Here is a 16,654-nt window from a genome sequence, read left to right as displayed (position 1 = left end):
ATTTGGTGGGTGACCCTGGAATCGAACCAGGCGTGGGTCGCCCCGGCGGAGTTACAGTCCGCTGCCGCACCTTGCAGCACGTCACCCGACGCTGGGCGGGAGATACAAAAGGGGGCGGGAGGCGTCAAGAGAGAGTTTGCCGAAAAATTGCCCTCCGGATCAGAGCTTGCCAAACGAGGCCATTCCGCGCAGGTAGGGGCCAAAGGAGACCCGCGATGAAAAAGCCAGTCTGGGTGATCGAAAAGGAACGTGCCAAGCGCGCTGCGGCCGCCGAGACCGTGTGGCTCTTCGGCCTGCATGCGGTGCGCGACGCGCTGCAAAACCCGATGCGCGAGCGGTTGCGGCTGGTTTGCTCCAAGAATGCCGCCGACAAGCTGGGCGAGGCGATCGCGGCCTCGGGTATGGAGCCTGAGATCGTCGATGTGCGCAAGTTCGACAAATTCGTGCCGATCTCGACCGATTCCGTCCACCAGGGCGCGGCGCTCGAGGTGAAGCCGCTCGATTGGGGTGCGCTGAAGGATGTCTGCTACGATGCGCGCCGCGTGGTGCTGCTCGACCGGGTGACCGATCCCCATAACGTGGGCGCGATCCTGCGCTCGGCCGAGGTCTTCGGCGCGGCTGCCGTGATCGCGCCGCATCGCCATTCCGCGCCCGAGACCGGTGCGCTTGCGAAAACCGCCTCCGGCGCGCTGGAGCGTCAGCCCTATCTGCGGGTGAAGAACCTCTCCGATGCGATGGAGGAGCTGCGCCAGATGGGCTTCCGGCTGATCGGGCTTGCGGGTGAAGCCAAGATGTCGCTCGAAGACGGGCTGTCCGAGGCGGGAATGGAACCGGTCGCGCTGGTTCTGGGCGCCGAAGGGCCGGGGCTGCGCGAGAAAACCCGTGAAACCTGCGACCGTCTGGTGCGAATCCCCTTCGCGGGCGAATTCGGGTCGCTCAACGTCTCGAATGCCGCCGCAGTGTCTCTTTACGCATCCGCAAGCCGCTGACGGTCACAAAATCGCGATTATGAGGGTATGGACCTTAAAACCAGTGAGATGCGTTCCTATCTCACTGTCAGAGGCGCAGCTTCGGAACCGCCGCGCCTCTAGTTCACTGTCCCTCGTTCCGCCACTATTGCGCCCAGCCTTTAAGGCTTGGGCGCATTTTTCTTAGAGGGCTGCGAAAAAGAAGAGGTTTCAGATGCAAGACGAGATTCGCGACATTCTGGGCAATGCGAAGGTGATCGCCGTGGTCGGCATGTCCCACAAGCCGGAGCGCCCCTCCTATGGGGTCGCGCAGTTCCTGCAGTCCAAAGGCTACCGCGTGATTCCGGTCAACCCCGGCCTCGCCGGGCAGGAGTTGCTGGGCGAGACGGTCTATGCCGATCTCGGCGCAATCCCCGACGAGATCGCGGTGGATATGGTCGACGTGTTCCGTCGCTCCGAGGCAGTGCCTGAGGTCGTGGATGAGGCCTTGGCACATCTGCCGCATCTCAAGACCATCTGGATGCAGCTTGGCGTGTCTCATGACGCAGCGGCCGAGACGGCGCGCGGGCAGGGGGTCAAGGTCGTGATGAACCGCTGCCCGAAGATCGACTATCCGCGCGTGATGGCCGGGTAAGGCGGGGGCTCTGCCCCCTCGGCCTGACGGCCTCACCCCCGGGATATTTTCCCAAGAGCGAAGGGGGGCTGTGCGCCCACCGTCTTCGCTCTTTCCAAATATCCCGGGGTGAATTTCCGTCAGGAAAGAGGGGCAGCGCCCCTTAACCCTTCACCGCCATGACCGCCTCCAGGATCGCATCGGCGATGTAATCCAGATCGGGCTGCTTGAGGCGTGCGGGCAGGCGTGTATCGCAGGCGCGCATCAGCATGGCGCGGGTCTTCGGCAGCTCCGGCACGTCACCAAGGAACTGCCAGTTCCAGAAGGCGCGCGCGTTATCTTGGCTGAGACCGAAGACCTGCACGCTGACACCGCGGGCTTTCGTCTCCGCTTGCAGCTTGCGGGCCTCGTCGTCGGACCAATCGCCCGCGAGGTTGAACTGCAGCGAATCCGGGGCGCGGGTTTCGGGGCCGAGCGGCGGCGGCACGTCGAGCCAATCGCTCGTGTTCAGGCGCTCGGCGACATAGTCATGGTTTGCGCGGCCATCATTCACACGGCGCTCCACCTCCGCAAGCTGCGGGCGAATGACGGCGGCGGAGAGGTTCTGCATCCGGCAGTTATAAAGCGGCAGCTTGTTCTGCCAGTGATGGAAGCTGTTCTGCAGCCCCGGATGCTTCTTCCAGTTATGCTCGTAGGCGCCGGACATGATCACCGCACGCGCGGCCAGCTCCGGATCGTCGGTCAGAAGGATGCCGCCTTCGCCCGCGTTGATCAGCTTGTAGGACTGGAAGGAGAGGCAGCCGATCTTGCCGATCGTGCCGATCTTCTTGCCATTCCAGAGCGTGCCGAGCGAATGCGCGGCGTCTTCGATCACCGGCACGTCCTTCTCGGCGGCCAGTTCCAAGATCGCGTCCATGTCGGAGGTGTGGCCGCGCATATGCGAGATCATCACCGCGTCGATGCTGTCGTCGAACTTCGCGCGGAAATCGTCGAGGTCGATGCGGAAATTGGAGCCGACTTCGACCAGAACCGGCACGCAATCGGCATGGACGATGGCGGACGGGACGGCGGCGAAGGTGAAGGCCGGAACCAGCACGCGTGCCCCGCGCGGCAGGGCGAGCGCCTTCATCGACAGGAACAGCGCCTGCGAGCACGACGACACGGCGACCGCGTATTTCACGCCCATGAATTCGGCGAATTCGGCTTCCAGCTTGGCGACCGGCGCGTCTGCAGAGGTGTAGCGGAACAGGTCCCCGCTGGTCAGGAGACGTTCGATCTCGGCTCGGGCGGCCTCGGGGATGGCCTCGGCGTCGTAGCAATTCGGGGCGGTCTGTCCGTCACGCGGCATGGCAAGATATCCTGAAACTGACTTTCAGGTTTTCTTTACACGAATGCCGCTTTTTGCGCCAATGAAGAATTCATGACCAAATTTGAGGCGGCGGCGGCTTGCCTAGATCCCCAGCTTGTCGCGCATCGAGAACCACGTCATCGCGGCGACTAGAAGCGGGCTGCGCAGGAGCGAGCCTCCCGGGAAGCCCGGCACTTTCAGCCCGGCCATCAGGTCGAAGCGCTCGGCTTGGCCAGCCACCGCCTCGGCCATGATCTTGCCCGCCATCGTGCCCATCGCGACGCCATGGCCGGAAAACCCGCTGGCCGAGAGCGCGTTTTTCAAAGGCCGCGCGAAATAGGGCATCCGGGTGCGGGTGATGGCGAGCGTGCCGCCCCACGCGTAGTCGATCTTCACATCCGCGAGGGAGGGGTAGACCTCCAGCATCGGCTTGCGCACGGTCTGCACGATGTCGGGGAACTTGTAGCCGTAGCTCTCGCCGCCGCCGAAGAGCAGGCGGTTATCGTCAGAGAGCCGCCAGTAATTCACCACGAATTTCGTGTCAGCCACGGCGACGTTCTCGCGCAGCACTTCAGCCACGCGCGGCCCCAGCGGCTCTGTCGCGACGATGAAATTGTTGATCGGCATCACATGCGAGGCCACACGCGGGGCGAGGTTTCCCAGATAGCCGTTGGCCGCGAGGATCAAGTGATCGGCATCGATATGGCCGTGTTCGGTCTGCACGCGCACCGGCTCGCCGGGGCGGATGTGATGGACGAGCGAGCCTTCGTGGATCGTCACGCCCGCCTTGTCGCAGGCAAGCGCCAAGGCTTGCGCGAAGTTCAGCGGATGCAGATGCCCCGCGCCCCGATCGATATCGCCGCCGAGATAGGCCTCCGAGGGCAGGATCGCGTGCAGCGCATCGCGCGAGAGCGGCTCCACCTCATCGTAACCGTAATCGCGGGCCAGCCTTTCCGCCATGTGGTGCGAATGCGCGACCTCGGATTGCGTCCGGCAGGCATGGGCGATGCCGGGATAGAAGGTGACCGGCATCTCGTAGCGCGCGATCAGGTCGCGGATCAGCGCCTTCGCGTCTTCGCCGATATCCCAGAGCCTGCGCGCCATTTCGGGACCGTGGGCTTTTTCCAGATCGTCCTGCTCCAGCCGCTGCCCCGAGCCGACCTGCCCGCCATTGCGTCCCGACGCCCCGAAGCCCACGCGATGGGCCTCGAGCAGCCGCACCGAGTAACCCTTCTCCGCCAGATGCAGCGCCGCCGACAGACCGGTGAAGCCGCCGCCCACGACGCAGACATCCGCCCGGTGGCGGCCCTTCAATTCGGGCCAGCGCCGGTCGGTCAGCGCGGTCGCTGCGTAATAGCTCGGCGCGTGCTCGCCCTTGCGGTCATTGGCGAAGAGCAGGTTCATCGCATCACACGTTCATCAGCAGATGCTCGCGCTCCCACGGCGAGATCACCTGCAGGAATTCCTTGTATTCGTTGCGCTTGACCGCCTCGTAGACGGCGCAGAATTCCGGCCCCAGAACATCGCGGATCGGCGCGCTTTCCGAGAAGAGATCGAGCGCATCGCCCAGATTTACCGGCACGTCCTCGGCCGACATATAGGCGTCGCCGAGACATTCGGGCTTCGGCATCTGCTTTTCCTTGAGGCCCAGATAGGCGCAGGCGAGCGAGGCGGCGAGCCCGAGATAGGGGTTGCAATCCATCCCCGCCAGACGGTTCTCGATCCGTCGCGCGGCGGGGCCTGAGATCGGCACCCGCAGGCCCGTCGTGCGGTTGTCGCGACCCCATTCGAGATTTATGGGCGCTGCGAAATCCGGCACATAGCGGCGATAGCTGTTCACGTAAGGCGCCAGCAGCGCGATCACCGCGGGCAGGTGCGTCTGAAGCCCTGCGATGCAATGCAGGAAGGCTTCCGTCTCGCCGCCATTCTCGTCCGAGAAGATGTTCTGGCCGGTCTTGGTGTCGATCACCGACTGGTGGATATGCATGGCCGAGCCCGGCTCGCCCTCGATCGGTTTCGCCATGAAGGTGGCGAAGCAATCCTGACGCAGGGCGGCCTCGCGGATCAGCCGCTTGAAGTAGAAAATCTGATCGGCCAGTTCGACCGGGTCGCCATGCGCGAGGTTGATCTCGATCTGCCCGGCGCCGCCCTCCTGCAAGATGCCGTCGATCTCGAAGCCCTGAAGCTCGGCGAAATCGTAGATGTCGTCGATGACCTTGCCGTATTCATCGACCGCCGACATCGAATAGGCCTGTTTCGCCGCCGCGCGACGGCCCGAGCGCCCCATCGGCGGGATGATCGGCTGGTTCGGGTCCACATTGCGCGCAACGAGGAAGAACTCCATCTCGGGGGCGACGACGGGCGTCCAGCCCTCTGCTTCATAGAGCGCGAGCACGCGCTTGAGCACGTTGCGCGGCGCGATCGGCACCGGATTGCCCTGCTGGTCCTCGACGTCGTGGATGATCTGCAAGGTCCAGTCCGCGGTCCACGGCGCGGCCGTCGCGGTCGAGAAATCGGGCGTCAGGATCATGTCCGGCTCGGTGAAAGCGCCAGAGGGGTTGTCCGTCCATTCGCCGGTGATCGTCTGCAGGAAGATCGAATTCGGCAGGAAGAACCGATCCTGAAACTTGAATTTCGACGCGGGCATCGCCTTGCCGCGGGCGACCCCTGCGATATCGGCGACAATGCACTCCACCTCGTCGAGACGCCGACCCTCGATGTAATCGCGTGCGGCCTGCGGGATACGGTCGGTCCAGTCCTTCATGTCGCTCATCGGTCAGCTTTCCGGGTGCGCAGGCACCCTTGTCTTGAGGAAGAAATCGGCGATGCGCTCGGCGATCCGGGACGCGCCGTTGGGCTGCCCCAGCCGCGTGCGGGCGGCCTGCATCAGGTCATCGGGCACGACGCCGCGCCCGCGTGTGTCCATAAGCCCTTCGACGAATGCGTCGGGAAATTCGGGGTGGGGCTGGACGGTGAAGATCGTGTCGCCATAGGCGAGCGCGGGATAGGCGCAGAAATCATTGCCCGCGATCGGGGTCGCGCCCGGCGGCAGCTCGGTCACCTGATCTTGATGCCACGCGTTGAGCGCGATTACCTCGCCGCCGAAATCGTAATCCTGCGGGCCCACGGCCCAGCCGCCGGAGAATTTCTCCACCTTTCCGCCAAGCGCCTGCGCGATGATCTGATGGCCAAAGCAGATGCCCACCAACGGGACAGCCTCGGCATGGGCGTCGCGAATGAACGTCTCGAGCGGCTTGATGAAAGGGTGATCTTCATAGGCGCCGTGGCGCGAGCCGGTGATCAGCCAACCGTCGCAGTCATGCACGTCTTTCGGGAAGTGCATATGCTCGACGTCGTAGCGCTGAAATTCGAGGCCGCGCCCGGCGAGCAGCGCTTCGAACATGTCAGGATAGTCGCCCGCCTTGTCGCGCAGAACGTCGGGGGATTGGCCGGTTTGGAGGATGCCGATACGCATGGGAGGTCCGCTCGTAAGCTCTTGTTGCCGAAGCGTAGTGCGGGCCGTGGGCGGCGGCAAGGGGGCTCCGCCCCCGGCGCGTGCCGCGCCTCCCCCCGGGATATTTCTGCCAAGAGGAAGATGCGTTTCGGCTTGGTTGAAATATCCCGGGGGGAGGGCGAAAGCCCGAGGGGGCAGAGCCCCCTCGCCCTTAAGTCTTGTCGCCCTAGGGCGACGGGGGACAGCGCCCCCTCTTGCTTTGGTTTTGCCGCGCTTAGCGCGAGCGGACCATCCCCATGATCTCGAGCGTCTTGCCCAGGATCGGTTGCGCGATCTCGTCGGCCCGGTTCGCGCCGTCGCCGAGGATATTGTCGATCTCGGAGGGGTCGTTCATCAGCCGGGTCATCTCGTCCGAGATCGGAGCAAGCTTCGCGACCGCCAGTTCCGCCAGCGCCGGTTTGAACTTGCCGAAGCCTTCGCCTCCATATTCGCCCAGCACCTGCGTCGGCGTCATGTCGGCCAGCGCCGCGTAGATGTTCACGAGGTTGCGCGCTTCCGCCCGGTCCTTGAGCCCGTCGAGATCCGAGGGCAGGGGCTCGGGATCGGTCACGGCCTTGCGGATCTTCTTGGCGATCGTGTCGGCATCGTCGGTCAGGTTGATGCGGCTCGCATCCGACGGGTCGGATTTCGACATCTTCTTGGTGCCGTCGCGCAGGGACATCACGCGGGTCGCGGCGCCTTCGATCAGAGGCTCGGGGGCGGGGAAGAAATCGGTCTTGTAGTCATGGTTGAACTTGGCCGCGATGTCGCGGGTCAGCTCCACATGCTGCTTCTGATCCTCGCCCACCGGCACCATCGTCGCATGATAGAGAAGGATATCGGCGGCCATCAGCGCGGGGTAGGCGTAGAGGCCGAGGCTGGCCTTCTCGGCATTCTTGCCTGCCTTGTCCTTGAACTGGGTCATCCGGTTCATCCAGCCCAGACGCGCGACGCAATTGAACGCCCAGGCCAGTTCGGCATGCGCCGAGACCTGGCTCTGGTTGAACAGGATCGAGCGTTTCGGATCGACGCCCGAGGCGATGAAGGCGGCAGCCGCCTCGCGGGTGTTGCGGCGCAGCGCGTCGGGCTCCTGCCAAACCGTGATCGCGTGCAGGTCGACGAGGCAGTAGATCGTCTCGATCCCTTCGTCCTGCTTCTGGGCAAAGCGCTTGAGCGCGCCCAGATAGTTGCCCAGCGTCAGCCCGCCAGAGGGCTGGATGCCGGAGAAGATCCGCGGTTTGAAATTGGCGTTGAGGGGTTGCGCTTGCTCGCTCATCTGATGCTCCTGATCTGCGGGGGGTGGAAGCCCGCCATTGAGGATCTCCCGGGGTGGAAATCCGCTCTCCGCTCGCTTATCGCTAAAGCGCAAAGGGCGCAACTGAGCCCGCGAGCAGGAGACCAATATGCGCGACGGCTATGACGAACACCCGATGAACCCGCTGCCGCCCGTGGTCTGGCTTCTGGCGCTGCCGATCATCGCGACGGAGCTGTTCTTCGCGATGGGCCAGTCGGGGCTGATCGGCGGGGCGCAGGCGGCGGGCTGGCGGCTCGACGCGCTGCAGAAATTCGCCTTCTCGCCGCAGGTGATGCGCGCAATGTTCGAAACCGGTCAATATCCGCCGGAGCAGATGATGCGGATCCTGACCTATCCTTTCGTGAACGCCTCGGTGACGCAGGCGATCTTCGTGCTCGTGTTCCTCTTGGCGCTGGGCAAGATGGTGGGGGAGATCTTCTCGGGCCTCGCCGTGGCGATCGTGTTCTTCGGCGCGACGATCCTTGGCGCGCTGGTCTATGCGGCGCTGCCGTTTACGCAGATCGGGCTCTATGGCGGCTATCCGGGCGATTACGGGCTGATCGGGGCCTTCACGTGGATCTTGTGGACGCGGTTGGGGCAGGAGAATGCGAACCAGCTGCGGGCGTTTTCGTTGATCGGGGCGCTGATGGGCATCCAACTGATCTTCGCGATGATCTTCGGCGCGCGGCCCGACTGGATCGCGGATATCGTGGGCTTCGTCGCGGGCTTCGTGCTGAGCTTCTTCGTGGCGCCCGGCGGGATGCAACGGACCTTGCAGCGGCTGCGGCGGCGGTGAAGGCTTAGGGGCGCGCCCGAGCCTCGGGTGGGCGCTTCGGTTCGCTGGTGGCTTGGCGCTTTATCTCTCAAGCCCGAAAGTCATCTGAAACCGCGATGTCATCGCCCATGCGCCCTCCCGTGGCGAGGGTCGGGCGCGGCCCGGGGCTGGTCGCCCCGCGCTAAAGTAGCCCCTCACGCCCCGCCCGGACCGCGGCGCATCGCACCTTTCAGATCGGCCATATGCATCGCACCGATGGCGATAGCCGTGCCGAAATAGACGAGCATCCCGAACAGCACGAGCCCCAGCAGCGCCAGCGCGCGCAGGCCCGGCACGGCGAACGCGCCGGGCACCGCCCAGGTCACCGCCCAGATCGCAGCGCCCATCACCAGCGCCGCGACCACGATGCGGGGCAGGCGGCGGTAGAAACGGTGATCGAAGCTCGCAGCCTCGCCCATCGGACGCGCACCGAGCCAAAGCTGCGCGACCATCGCCCAGGCGGCGAGCGTCGTACCCACCGCGGCGGCCAGATAGCCGATCACGAAAGACAGCCCGATCGCCAGCACCGCGTTCACCACCATCGCGACCAGCGCGTAGTTGAACGGCGTGCGGGTGTCCTCGCGGGCGAAATACAAGGGCTGCAGGACTTTCTGCAGCACGAAGGCGGGGAGGCCGAGCCCGTAGATCGCGGTGGCCCAGGCGGTCGCGATCGTGTCCTCGTGGGTGAACTGCCCGCGCTCGAACAGGACCGAGACGATGGGTTGGGCCGCCACCAGAAGTGCTACGGCAGGGCCGACGGTGAAGAGGAGCGCGAATTCGCCTGCGCGCGAGAAGGAATAGCGGCTGCCGGCCGTGTCGCCGCCGCGCAAGCGGCGTGACAGGTCAGGAAGCAGCACCACGCCGATCGCGATGCCCACGACGCCCAGCGGCAGCTGATAGAGACGGTCGGCATAGTTCAGCCATGCGATCGCGCCGTCGAAATGCGAGGCGACCTGACGGCCCACCAGCAGGTTGATCTGGACCACACCGCCCGCGAGCATCGCCGGGATCGCGATGCGGATAAGGCGTTTCATGTCGGGCGACAGGCGCGGGCGCTTCGGGACGATCTTGAAACCCGCGCGCCATGCGGCGACCCAGACGAGCGCAAGTTGTGCCACGCCCGCGACCGGCACAGCCCAGGCCAGCGCATCGCCCACCGGCCAGCCCGCCTGATCGGCCATCAGCATCGCGATCACGAAGGTCACGTTCAGCAGCACGGGTGCTGCGGCCGCGGCTGCGAAGTGACCGGCCGCGTTCAGCACGCCCGACAGAAGCGCGCTGAGCGAGATGAAGAGGATGTAGGGAAAGGCGATCCGGCCATAAGTTGTGGCGATCGTGAATCGCTCATCGCCCGCGAAACCCGAGGCCATCGCCAGCACCAGCCACGGCATCGCCGCCGAGGCCACCAGCGTCAGCAAGATCAGCACCGAAGCCAATCCCCCCATCGCCTCGCGTGCGAAGCCCTGTGCATTCTCTCCGCCCTCCAGCTTCTTCGAGAAGATCGGGATGAAGGCGGTGTTGAATGCACCTTCCGCGAAGAAGCGGCGGAACAGGTTGGGCAGCGAGAAGGCCACGAGGAAGGCCTCGGCCACCGGGCCCGCACCCAGGTAGGCTGCGATCATCATGTCGCGCGCAAAACCGAGGATGCGGCTCGCCATGGTCCAGCCGCCCACCGTGAGGAAGCCGCGCACCAGCCGGATTGGTTTCATATTAGTTGCCCGCCCGTTTCGCACCCGACGCGATGGCGTCCATCAGCTTCTTCTCGAGCGCCTCTTGGCGGGGTTTGGAATGCAGTTTCAGGCCGAACATGTCTTTCACATAGAAGCTGTCCACGACCTGCGCGCCATAGGTGGCGATCACCGCCGAGGAGATCGAGATATTGTTCGACGCCAGCGCCCGGGTCAGGTCGTAGAGGAGGCCGGGCCGGTCGCGGGTATCGACTTCGATGATCGTGTAGATATCCGATCCTTCGTTGTCGATGGTGATATGGGTCGGGAACTTGAACTCGCGCTCACGCTTCTTGAGCTTGTCGCGATCCTTGAGCGCCTCGCGGGCGACGACCTCGCCTTTCAGCGTCTTCTCGATCATGCCGCGCAGGCGGGTCAGCTTCGAGGCCTCGTAGGGGTGGCCCTCGGCATCCTGCACCCAGAAGACGGCGGTCGCATAGCCGTCCTTCGAGGTATAGGTGCGCGCGTCGACCACATTCGCGCCGACCAGCGCCAGCGCGCCCGAAAGCCGCGAGAAGATACCGGGGTGATCGGCCAGCGCGAAGCTCACGCGGGTCGCGTCGTGATCGTCATCGGGATGCAAGTCGATGCGGATCTCGTCATCGCCCAGATCGCGCAGCAGACGCGCGAAGATTTCGTGATTGATGGTGGCGAGCGCTTGCCAATAGGGCGCGTAGTGACGCCCCAGCTCGGCGCGGATTTGCGCCTTGTCCCAGTTGTCATCCGCCTCCAGCACTTCGCGCAAGGCGCGCTTGGCCTCGTCGGTGCGCTGCTCGCGATTGACCGCTTCCAGCCCGTGCTCCAGCGCCATCGCGGTCTCGGAATGCAGCTTGCGCAGCAGCGTGGCTTTCCAGTTGTTCCAGACATTCGGGCCGACGCCGCGAATGTCGCAGACGGTCAGCACGGTCAGCAGGTCGAGCCGCTTGCGCGATTTCACGCGCTTGGCGAAATCGCGGATGGTGCGCGGGTCCGAGAGATCGCGTTTCTGCGCCACGTCGGACATCAGCAGGTGGTGACGCACCAGCCATTCGACGGTCTCGGAATCCTCTTGGTTCAGCCCCAGTCGCGGCGCGACCTTGCGGGCGATCTTCGCGCCGAGGATCGAGTGATCCTCGGGCCGTCCCTTGCCGATGTCATGCACCAGCAGCGCGACATAGAGGACCTTGCGATTGATGCCTTCTTCGAGGATGTGCGACGACAGCGGCAGATCCTCGACCAGTTCGCCGCGCTCGATCTGCGCCAGCGTCGAGACGACCTGAATCGTGTGCTCGTCCACCGTGTAGCTGTGATACATGTTGAACTGCATCATCGCCACGATCGGCTCGAACTCCGGGATGAAGGCGGCCAGCACGCCCAGCTCGTTCATCCGCCGCAGCGCGCGTTCCGGGTTGCCGTGCTTGAGCAGCAGGTCGAGGAAGATGCGCTGCGCCTCGCGGTTGTTGCGCACCTTGTCGTCGATCAGGTCGAGATTGGCCGAGACGAGCCGCATCGCGTCGGGGTGGATCAGCATCCCCGAGCGCAGCCCTTCTTCGAACAGCCGCAGCAGGTTCACCGGATCGGAGAGGAACGCCTTCTCGTCGGCGACATTTATGCGGCCGTTCTCTTCGGAATAGGGCGCTTTCAGCTTGCGCCGCCTGCGGAAAATCCGCTGCAGCATCGGCGCGCTTTTCACGTGCTGCGCTTCGAGCTTGGTCAGGAAGATGCGGGTCACGTCGCCCACGGCGGTCGCGTGGCGGAAGTAATCCTGCATGAAGACCTCGACCGCGCGGCGGCCCGCCAGATCGCGGTAGCCCATGCGCTCGGCCACCTCGACCTGCATGTCGAAGGTCAGCTGATCCGAGGCGCGGCCCGAGATCAGATGCAGGTGGCAGCGCACCGCCCAGAGGTAGTTCTCGGCCTCGTGGAATGTCTCGTATTCCTCGGGGGAGAAGGCGCCGATCTCCATCAATTCGCGGGCGCGGCCCACGTGATGGATATATTTGCCGATCCAGTAGAGGGTCTGCAGGTCGCGCAACCCGCCCTTGCCCTCTTTCACATTGGGTTCGAGCACGTAACGCTGCCCGCCCTGACGGCGGTGGCGTTGCGAGCGTTCCTCCAGCTTGGCCTCGATGAACTCGGCCTCGCTGCCCTCGAACAGATCGTGACGAAGGCGAAGCGACAGCGCCTCGGCCAGCTTTTCGTCCCCGCCCACGCAGCGATGTTCGAGAAGGGCGGTGCGGATCGTGATGTCCTCGCGCCCGAGCCGGATGCAGTCGTCGAGTGTGCGGGACGAATGCCCGACCTTCAGCTTCAGATCCCAAAGCATGTAGAGCATCGACTCGATGACGCTCTCGGCCCAGGGGGTCACCTTGTAGGGGGTGAGAAACAGGAGATCGACATCGGAATGCGGTGCCATCTCGGCTCGGCCATAGCCGCCCACGGCGAGAACTGCGAAACGCTCCGCCTCGGTGCGGATGCCGCTGGGGTGCAAACGCTGAGTCGCGATGCGCAGCACAGACCGGACGATGCCGTCGGTCATCTCGGCACAGGCTTCGACCGTGTCGCGCGCGGCGCGCGGATGGGTTTCGAAATCGGCCTCGATCGCGGCAGCGGCGGCGCGGCGTTCATCGGAGAGGAACGTAACTGTCGCGGCCCGGATATCTTTCGGGTCGCGCATGTCAGAGGTCGCTGCGTCGAGCGCCTCGAACAAACGCTGTTGATTTAGAAGGAGGGGCGCCCCGGTCGATGCCGGGGCGGGGTCTGTCATGCTGGTCACTGCGCAGTCTTGTCCCTTGACGGGCCCTTTCGTTTGAAGGCGGTCCGGGTCAGAACCCGAAGCCGCCGAAGTTGCGCGGCGCCGGGTCGATCACGACCGCCTGGCCGTTGCGGACCTGCGCCACGGCGAGCGCCCGTTCGTTGGTGCCGTCGGGCAGGAAGCGGAAGACGCCGTTGACGCCCACGAAGCCCGAACGCTGGGTCAGGCCCTGCTTGGTCAGCGCGCTCGGATTGCCGGACTTCACCAGCGCGCCGATGGCTGCGATCCCGTCATAGGCGAGGCCTGCGATCGGATGGGGCGCTTGGCCGTAAGCGGCGCTGTAGCGCGACACGAACTGCTGTTGCAGCGCCGGATCGGGCTCGGCGAACCAGCCGCCCTGAGTGCCCGGCAGCGACAGCGTCGCCGGCGGAATGTCCCAGCGGGTCAGGCCGATATATTGCGTCATCTGCGGGGTCACACCCTGCTCGCCCATCAGCTGCGTGAGCAGCGGCAGCGCGCCTGCGGTATCGGCCGTCAGGAACAGCGCATCGACGTCACCGGACTTCACGCGGCTTGCGATCTGCGGCGTCGCATCGACCACGCCCTGCTGCGAGAACGGGTAGGAGGCCACGCCTGCGAGCGAAGCGCCCGAGCGTGCGACCGCGGTCTGGATCGCCTGTGCGCCGATCTCGCCCGCAGTGGTCTGCTCATGCACGACCATGATCCGCTTCTTGCCCTGACGTGTCGCGAAGCTCACGAGGCGGTTGGCGGTGTTCTGGAAGGTCGGGCCGAGCACGAAGACGTTGCCGCCCGCGACGTTGGTGTTGTTCGAAAACGCAAGCACGTTGATGTTGCGCGAGGCGACCGCAAGACCTGCGGCATTCGCCGATTGCGCATAGACCGGGCCGAGGATGATCTTGGCGCCCTCGTCGGCGGCCTTGGTGGCCATCGCGGCCGCTTGCTGCGGATTGCCGGCGGTGTTGTAGACCTGCAGGTCGATCCGTGCGCCTTGCAGATCCTGAATCGCGAGATTTGCCGCATTCTGCAGCGCCCGCGCGAGCGTCTCGTCGCCAGCGTTGCCGGACCCGGCCGGAACCAGAAGCGCGACCTTGACCGGTGCGCTGGTGTCGATCTTCTGACCGGAATTGCCCATCGGCCCCGGCTGACAGGCCGCAAGCCAGACCAATGCGAGGAGGGCTGCGATTCGCGCGGCGAGGGCGCGGGGGTTACGAATGAGATTAAACATGATACGTCCTTTTGGGCGTTGGCGTCCGGTCCGGGCACTGAAGCAACGCCTGCGAACCGCGAGGAAATGACGCGGTCGAGACTACGCACAAGCAGGCGTGAAGTAAACGTTCCACACAAGTGATGAGGCGGGCGATGGGCGAGGGTGTTGTATCTGATGCAAACGCGGAAAATAAGGGAACCAGGAGTGTTCCGGCGCCGTTAAGCCCGGGGCTTCATTTCATTGCCACACCCATCGGAGCCGCCCGCGACATCACCTTGCGCGCCCTCGACATGCTGCGCGCAGCCGACGTTCTGGCGGCCGAGGATACGCGCAGCCTGCGGCACCTGATGGAGATTCACGGCGTGCCGTTGAACGGGCGTCAGGTGCTCGCCTATCACGACCATAACGGCGCCGCGATGCGCCCGAAAATCCTCGCAGCCCTGGAGGCGGGGAAATCGGTGGTCTACGCCTCCGAGGCAGGCACGCCGCTGGTCGCTGATCCGGGCTATCAGCTTGGCCGCGCGGTAATCGAGGCCGGGCTGCCGCTCTATAGCGCACCGGGCCCCTCGGCGGTGCTGACGGCGCTGACCCTGTCGGGCCTGCCAACGGATCGCTTCCTCTTCGCGGGGTTTGCCCCGAACAGCAAAGGCGCGCGGCGCAACTGGCTCGCGGAGTTCAAGGAAATTCCGGCGACGCTGGTTTTCTATGAAAGCCCCAAACGCATTAGGGAAATGTTAGCTGACGCGGCCCATAGTCTGGGAAAAGAGAGACAAGCGGCGCTGTGCCGGGAGTTGACGAAACGCTTCGAAGAGGTCCGCCGGGGCACGCTGGAAGAGCTTGCGGAAAGCGTGGCTGAGTCGCCGGTCAAGGGCGAAATCGTCGTCGTGGTCGACAGGCCGCATGCAGTCGAAATCGACGACGCCCAACTTGAAGAGCGCCTCGAAGCGGCATTGGCGCGCGAGTCGCTTCGCGACGCGGTCGACGCCGTCGCAGGGGCGACCGGGTTGCCGCGGCGCAAGGTCTATCAGGCCGCTCTGGCCATGGAGAAAAAGAGATGAGTGGATCGCTATCATATCATTCCGGTCTCGCCGCCGAAGAGCAAGTGATGCTGCATTACGAACGGGCAGGGCGCGCGGTCTCGGAACATCGCTGGCGGGGCAAGTATGGCGGCGAGATCGATCTGATCGCACGGGAGGGCGATACCCTGATCTTCGTCGAGGTGAAAAAATCGCGCAGCCATGCCCGCGCCGCGGAACGCCTCTCGCAGCGCCAGATGCGCCGTATATGCATTTCGGTCGAAGAATATCTGATGCGACATCCCGCTCCGGCAAACTGCAATCGCAAGGTCCGGTTCGATCTCGCCCTGGTTAATGAGATCGGGGAGATCAAGGTGCTGGAGAACGCCTATTTCGGAATGTGACCGGCCCGTGGGTTGAGGTTGCATCCAGACGCGCCACATTGCATCAAGATTGCAGTCTAAAGAGGGGGCGCGGATGGGATTGAAAGTTGCGATCCAGATGGATCCGATCGAAGCGGTCAATATCGAGGCTGACAGCACGTTTCGGATCGCCGAAGAGGCGCAGGCGCGTGGGCACGAGCTATTCTACTACACGCCGGATCGCCTGATCTACCGCGAGGGGCACGTCTATGCGCGTGGCTGGCCTCTGGTGGTGCGGCGTGAGAAGGGCAACCACTTCACGCTGGGCGAAGAGACCGAGGTCGATCTGGGCGACTGGGATGTGGTTTGGCTGCGGCAGGACCCGCCCTTCGATATGGGCTATATCACGACGACCCATCTGCTGGAGCGGATTCACCCTGAGACGCTGGTCGTCAACGATCCTTTCTGGGTCCGCAATTCGCCCGAGAAGCTTCTCGTTCTGGATTTTCCTGACCTGACGCCGCCGACGTTGATCGCGCGCGATCTGGAGGCCATTCGGGCCTTCAAGGCGGAGCACGGCGATATCATTCTCAAGCCGCTCTACGGCAATGGCGGGGCGGGGGTGTTCCGGCTCGATCCGAACGATCGCAACCTGTCGTCGCTGCACGAGCTGTTCATCGGCATCAACAACGAGCCTCTGATCGCGCAGAAATTCCTGCCTGCCGTTTCGAAGGGCGACAAGCGGATCATCCTCGTCGATGGCGAGCCGGTGGGCGCGATCAACCGGGTGCCGGCGGCGGGTGAGACGCGGTCGAACATGCATGTCGGCGGGCGGCCCGAGAAGGTCGAACTGACCGCGCGCGATCGCGAAATCTGCGAGCGGATCGGCCCGTATCTGCGTGAGAAGGGGCAGATCTTCGTCGGCATCGACGTGATCGGCGACTGGCTGACCGAGATTAACGTCACTTCGCCGACGGGCATTCAGGAGCTTGAGCGGTTCGACGGCGTGAATATCACCGCCCGCATCTGGGAGGCGATCGAAGCGAAACGGAGCTGA

14 protein-coding genes and 1 tRNA gene are annotated in these 16,654 nt (G+C 64.5%); 6 read left to right on the top strand and 9 right to left on the bottom strand.

What is annotated here, in order from left to right:
- Window positions 1-3: 3 nt before the first annotated feature.
- Window positions 4-87: transfer RNA gene (locus BMI88_RS10760), tRNA-Tyr, on the bottom strand.
- 128 nt (window positions 88-215) lie between these two features.
- Here BMI88_RS10760 and rlmB point away from each other — a divergent pair.
- Window positions 216-989 carry a 23S rRNA (guanosine(2251)-2'-O)-methyltransferase RlmB gene (gene rlmB, locus BMI88_RS10755; protein WP_078548501.1) on the top strand — a complete coding sequence of 258 codons (774 nt, stop codon included), beginning with the start codon at window positions 216-218 and terminating at the stop codon, window positions 987-989.
- 193 nt (window positions 990-1,182) lie between these two features.
- Entirely contained in the window at window positions 1,183-1,602 is a 420-nt protein-coding gene (locus BMI88_RS10750; RefSeq protein WP_078520514.1) for a CoA-binding protein, read from the top strand.
- A 142-nt stretch (window positions 1,603-1,744) separates the two neighbouring features.
- On the opposite strand, the gene BMI88_RS10745 is transcribed toward BMI88_RS10750, so the two are convergent.
- The 5 genes from BMI88_RS10745 to trpS all read right to left on the bottom strand — a co-directional run bounded on the left by BMI88_RS10745 (window position 1,745) and on the right by trpS (window position 7,698).
- A complete protein-coding gene (locus BMI88_RS10745) occupies window positions 1,745-2,929 on the bottom strand; it encodes an aminotransferase class I/II-fold pyridoxal phosphate-dependent enzyme (RefSeq protein ID WP_078548497.1) in 1,185 nt (394 codons plus the stop codon).
- Window positions 2,930-3,031: 102 nt separating this feature from the next.
- Entirely contained in the window at window positions 3,032-4,333 is a 1,302-nt protein-coding gene (locus BMI88_RS10740) for an FAD-binding oxidoreductase (RefSeq protein WP_078548494.1), read from the bottom strand.
- Between the two features lie 4 nt (window positions 4,334-4,337).
- Window positions 4,338-5,693: a glutamine synthetase family protein gene (locus BMI88_RS10735; RefSeq protein ID WP_078520601.1), complete on the bottom strand. Its 1,356-nt coding sequence runs from the start codon at window positions 5,691-5,693 to the stop codon at window positions 4,338-4,340.
- Between the two features lie 12 nt (window positions 5,694-5,705).
- Complete coding sequence (locus BMI88_RS10730) at window positions 5,706-6,404, bottom strand: type 1 glutamine amidotransferase (RefSeq protein ID WP_078548490.1); 699 nt, start codon at window positions 6,402-6,404, stop codon at window positions 5,706-5,708.
- 253 nt (window positions 6,405-6,657) lie between these two features.
- Window positions 6,658-7,698 (bottom strand): tryptophan--tRNA ligase, encoded by a 1,041-nt coding sequence (gene trpS / locus BMI88_RS10725; protein ID WP_078548487.1) that lies wholly within the window; start codon window positions 7,696-7,698, stop codon window positions 6,658-6,660.
- A 127-nt stretch (window positions 7,699-7,825) separates the two neighbouring features.
- Between trpS and BMI88_RS10720 the strand changes: the two genes are divergently transcribed.
- On the top strand, window positions 7,826-8,512 hold the full coding sequence (locus BMI88_RS10720; protein WP_078520509.1) for a rhomboid family intramembrane serine protease: 687 nt from the start codon (window positions 7,826-7,828) through the stop codon (window positions 8,510-8,512).
- 173 nt (window positions 8,513-8,685) lie between these two features.
- On the opposite strand, the gene murJ is transcribed toward BMI88_RS10720, so the two are convergent.
- The 3 genes from murJ to BMI88_RS10705 are packed head-to-tail and all read right to left on the bottom strand — an operon-like array spanning window position 8,686 to window position 14,237.
- On the bottom strand, window positions 8,686-10,239 hold the full coding sequence (murJ, locus tag BMI88_RS10715) for a murein biosynthesis integral membrane protein MurJ (protein WP_078548485.1): 1,554 nt from the start codon (window positions 10,237-10,239) through the stop codon (window positions 8,686-8,688).
- A gap of 1 nt (window position 10,240) precedes the next feature.
- Window positions 10,241-13,003, bottom strand: coding sequence for a [protein-PII] uridylyltransferase (locus BMI88_RS10710; protein WP_078548482.1), 2,763 nt, complete (start codon window positions 13,001-13,003; stop codon window positions 10,241-10,243).
- 58 nt (window positions 13,004-13,061) lie between these two features.
- Entirely contained in the window at window positions 13,062-14,237 is a 1,176-nt protein-coding gene (locus BMI88_RS10705) for a penicillin-binding protein activator (RefSeq protein WP_078548480.1), read from the bottom strand.
- Window positions 14,238-14,371: 134 nt separating this feature from the next.
- On the opposite strand from BMI88_RS10705, the gene rsmI reads away from it, so the two are divergent.
- From rsmI to gshB, 3 genes are all read left to right on the top strand, one after another.
- On the top strand, window positions 14,372-15,277 hold the full coding sequence (gene rsmI / locus BMI88_RS10700; RefSeq protein WP_078548478.1) for a 16S rRNA (cytidine(1402)-2'-O)-methyltransferase: 906 nt from the start codon (window positions 14,372-14,374) through the stop codon (window positions 15,275-15,277).
- The gene (locus BMI88_RS10695; RefSeq protein ID WP_078548476.1) at window positions 15,274-15,639 is read left to right on the top strand and encodes a YraN family protein; all 366 of its coding nucleotides are present in this window, start codon (window positions 15,274-15,276) and stop codon (window positions 15,637-15,639) included. Before rsmI ends, BMI88_RS10695 begins: the two co-directional genes overlap by 4 nt.
- A gap of 73 nt (window positions 15,640-15,712) precedes the next feature.
- Entirely contained in the window at window positions 15,713-16,654 is a 942-nt protein-coding gene (gshB, locus tag BMI88_RS10690; protein ID WP_078542069.1) for a glutathione synthase, read from the top strand.

The sequence above is a fragment of the Thioclava sp. F36-6 genome, from assembly GCF_002020305.1.
Taxonomy (GTDB): domain Bacteria; phylum Pseudomonadota; class Alphaproteobacteria; order Rhodobacterales; family Rhodobacteraceae; genus Thioclava; species Thioclava sediminum.
Note: the sequence above shows the minus strand (reverse complement) of the source record. Positions and strands in the feature narration are given on the sequence as shown.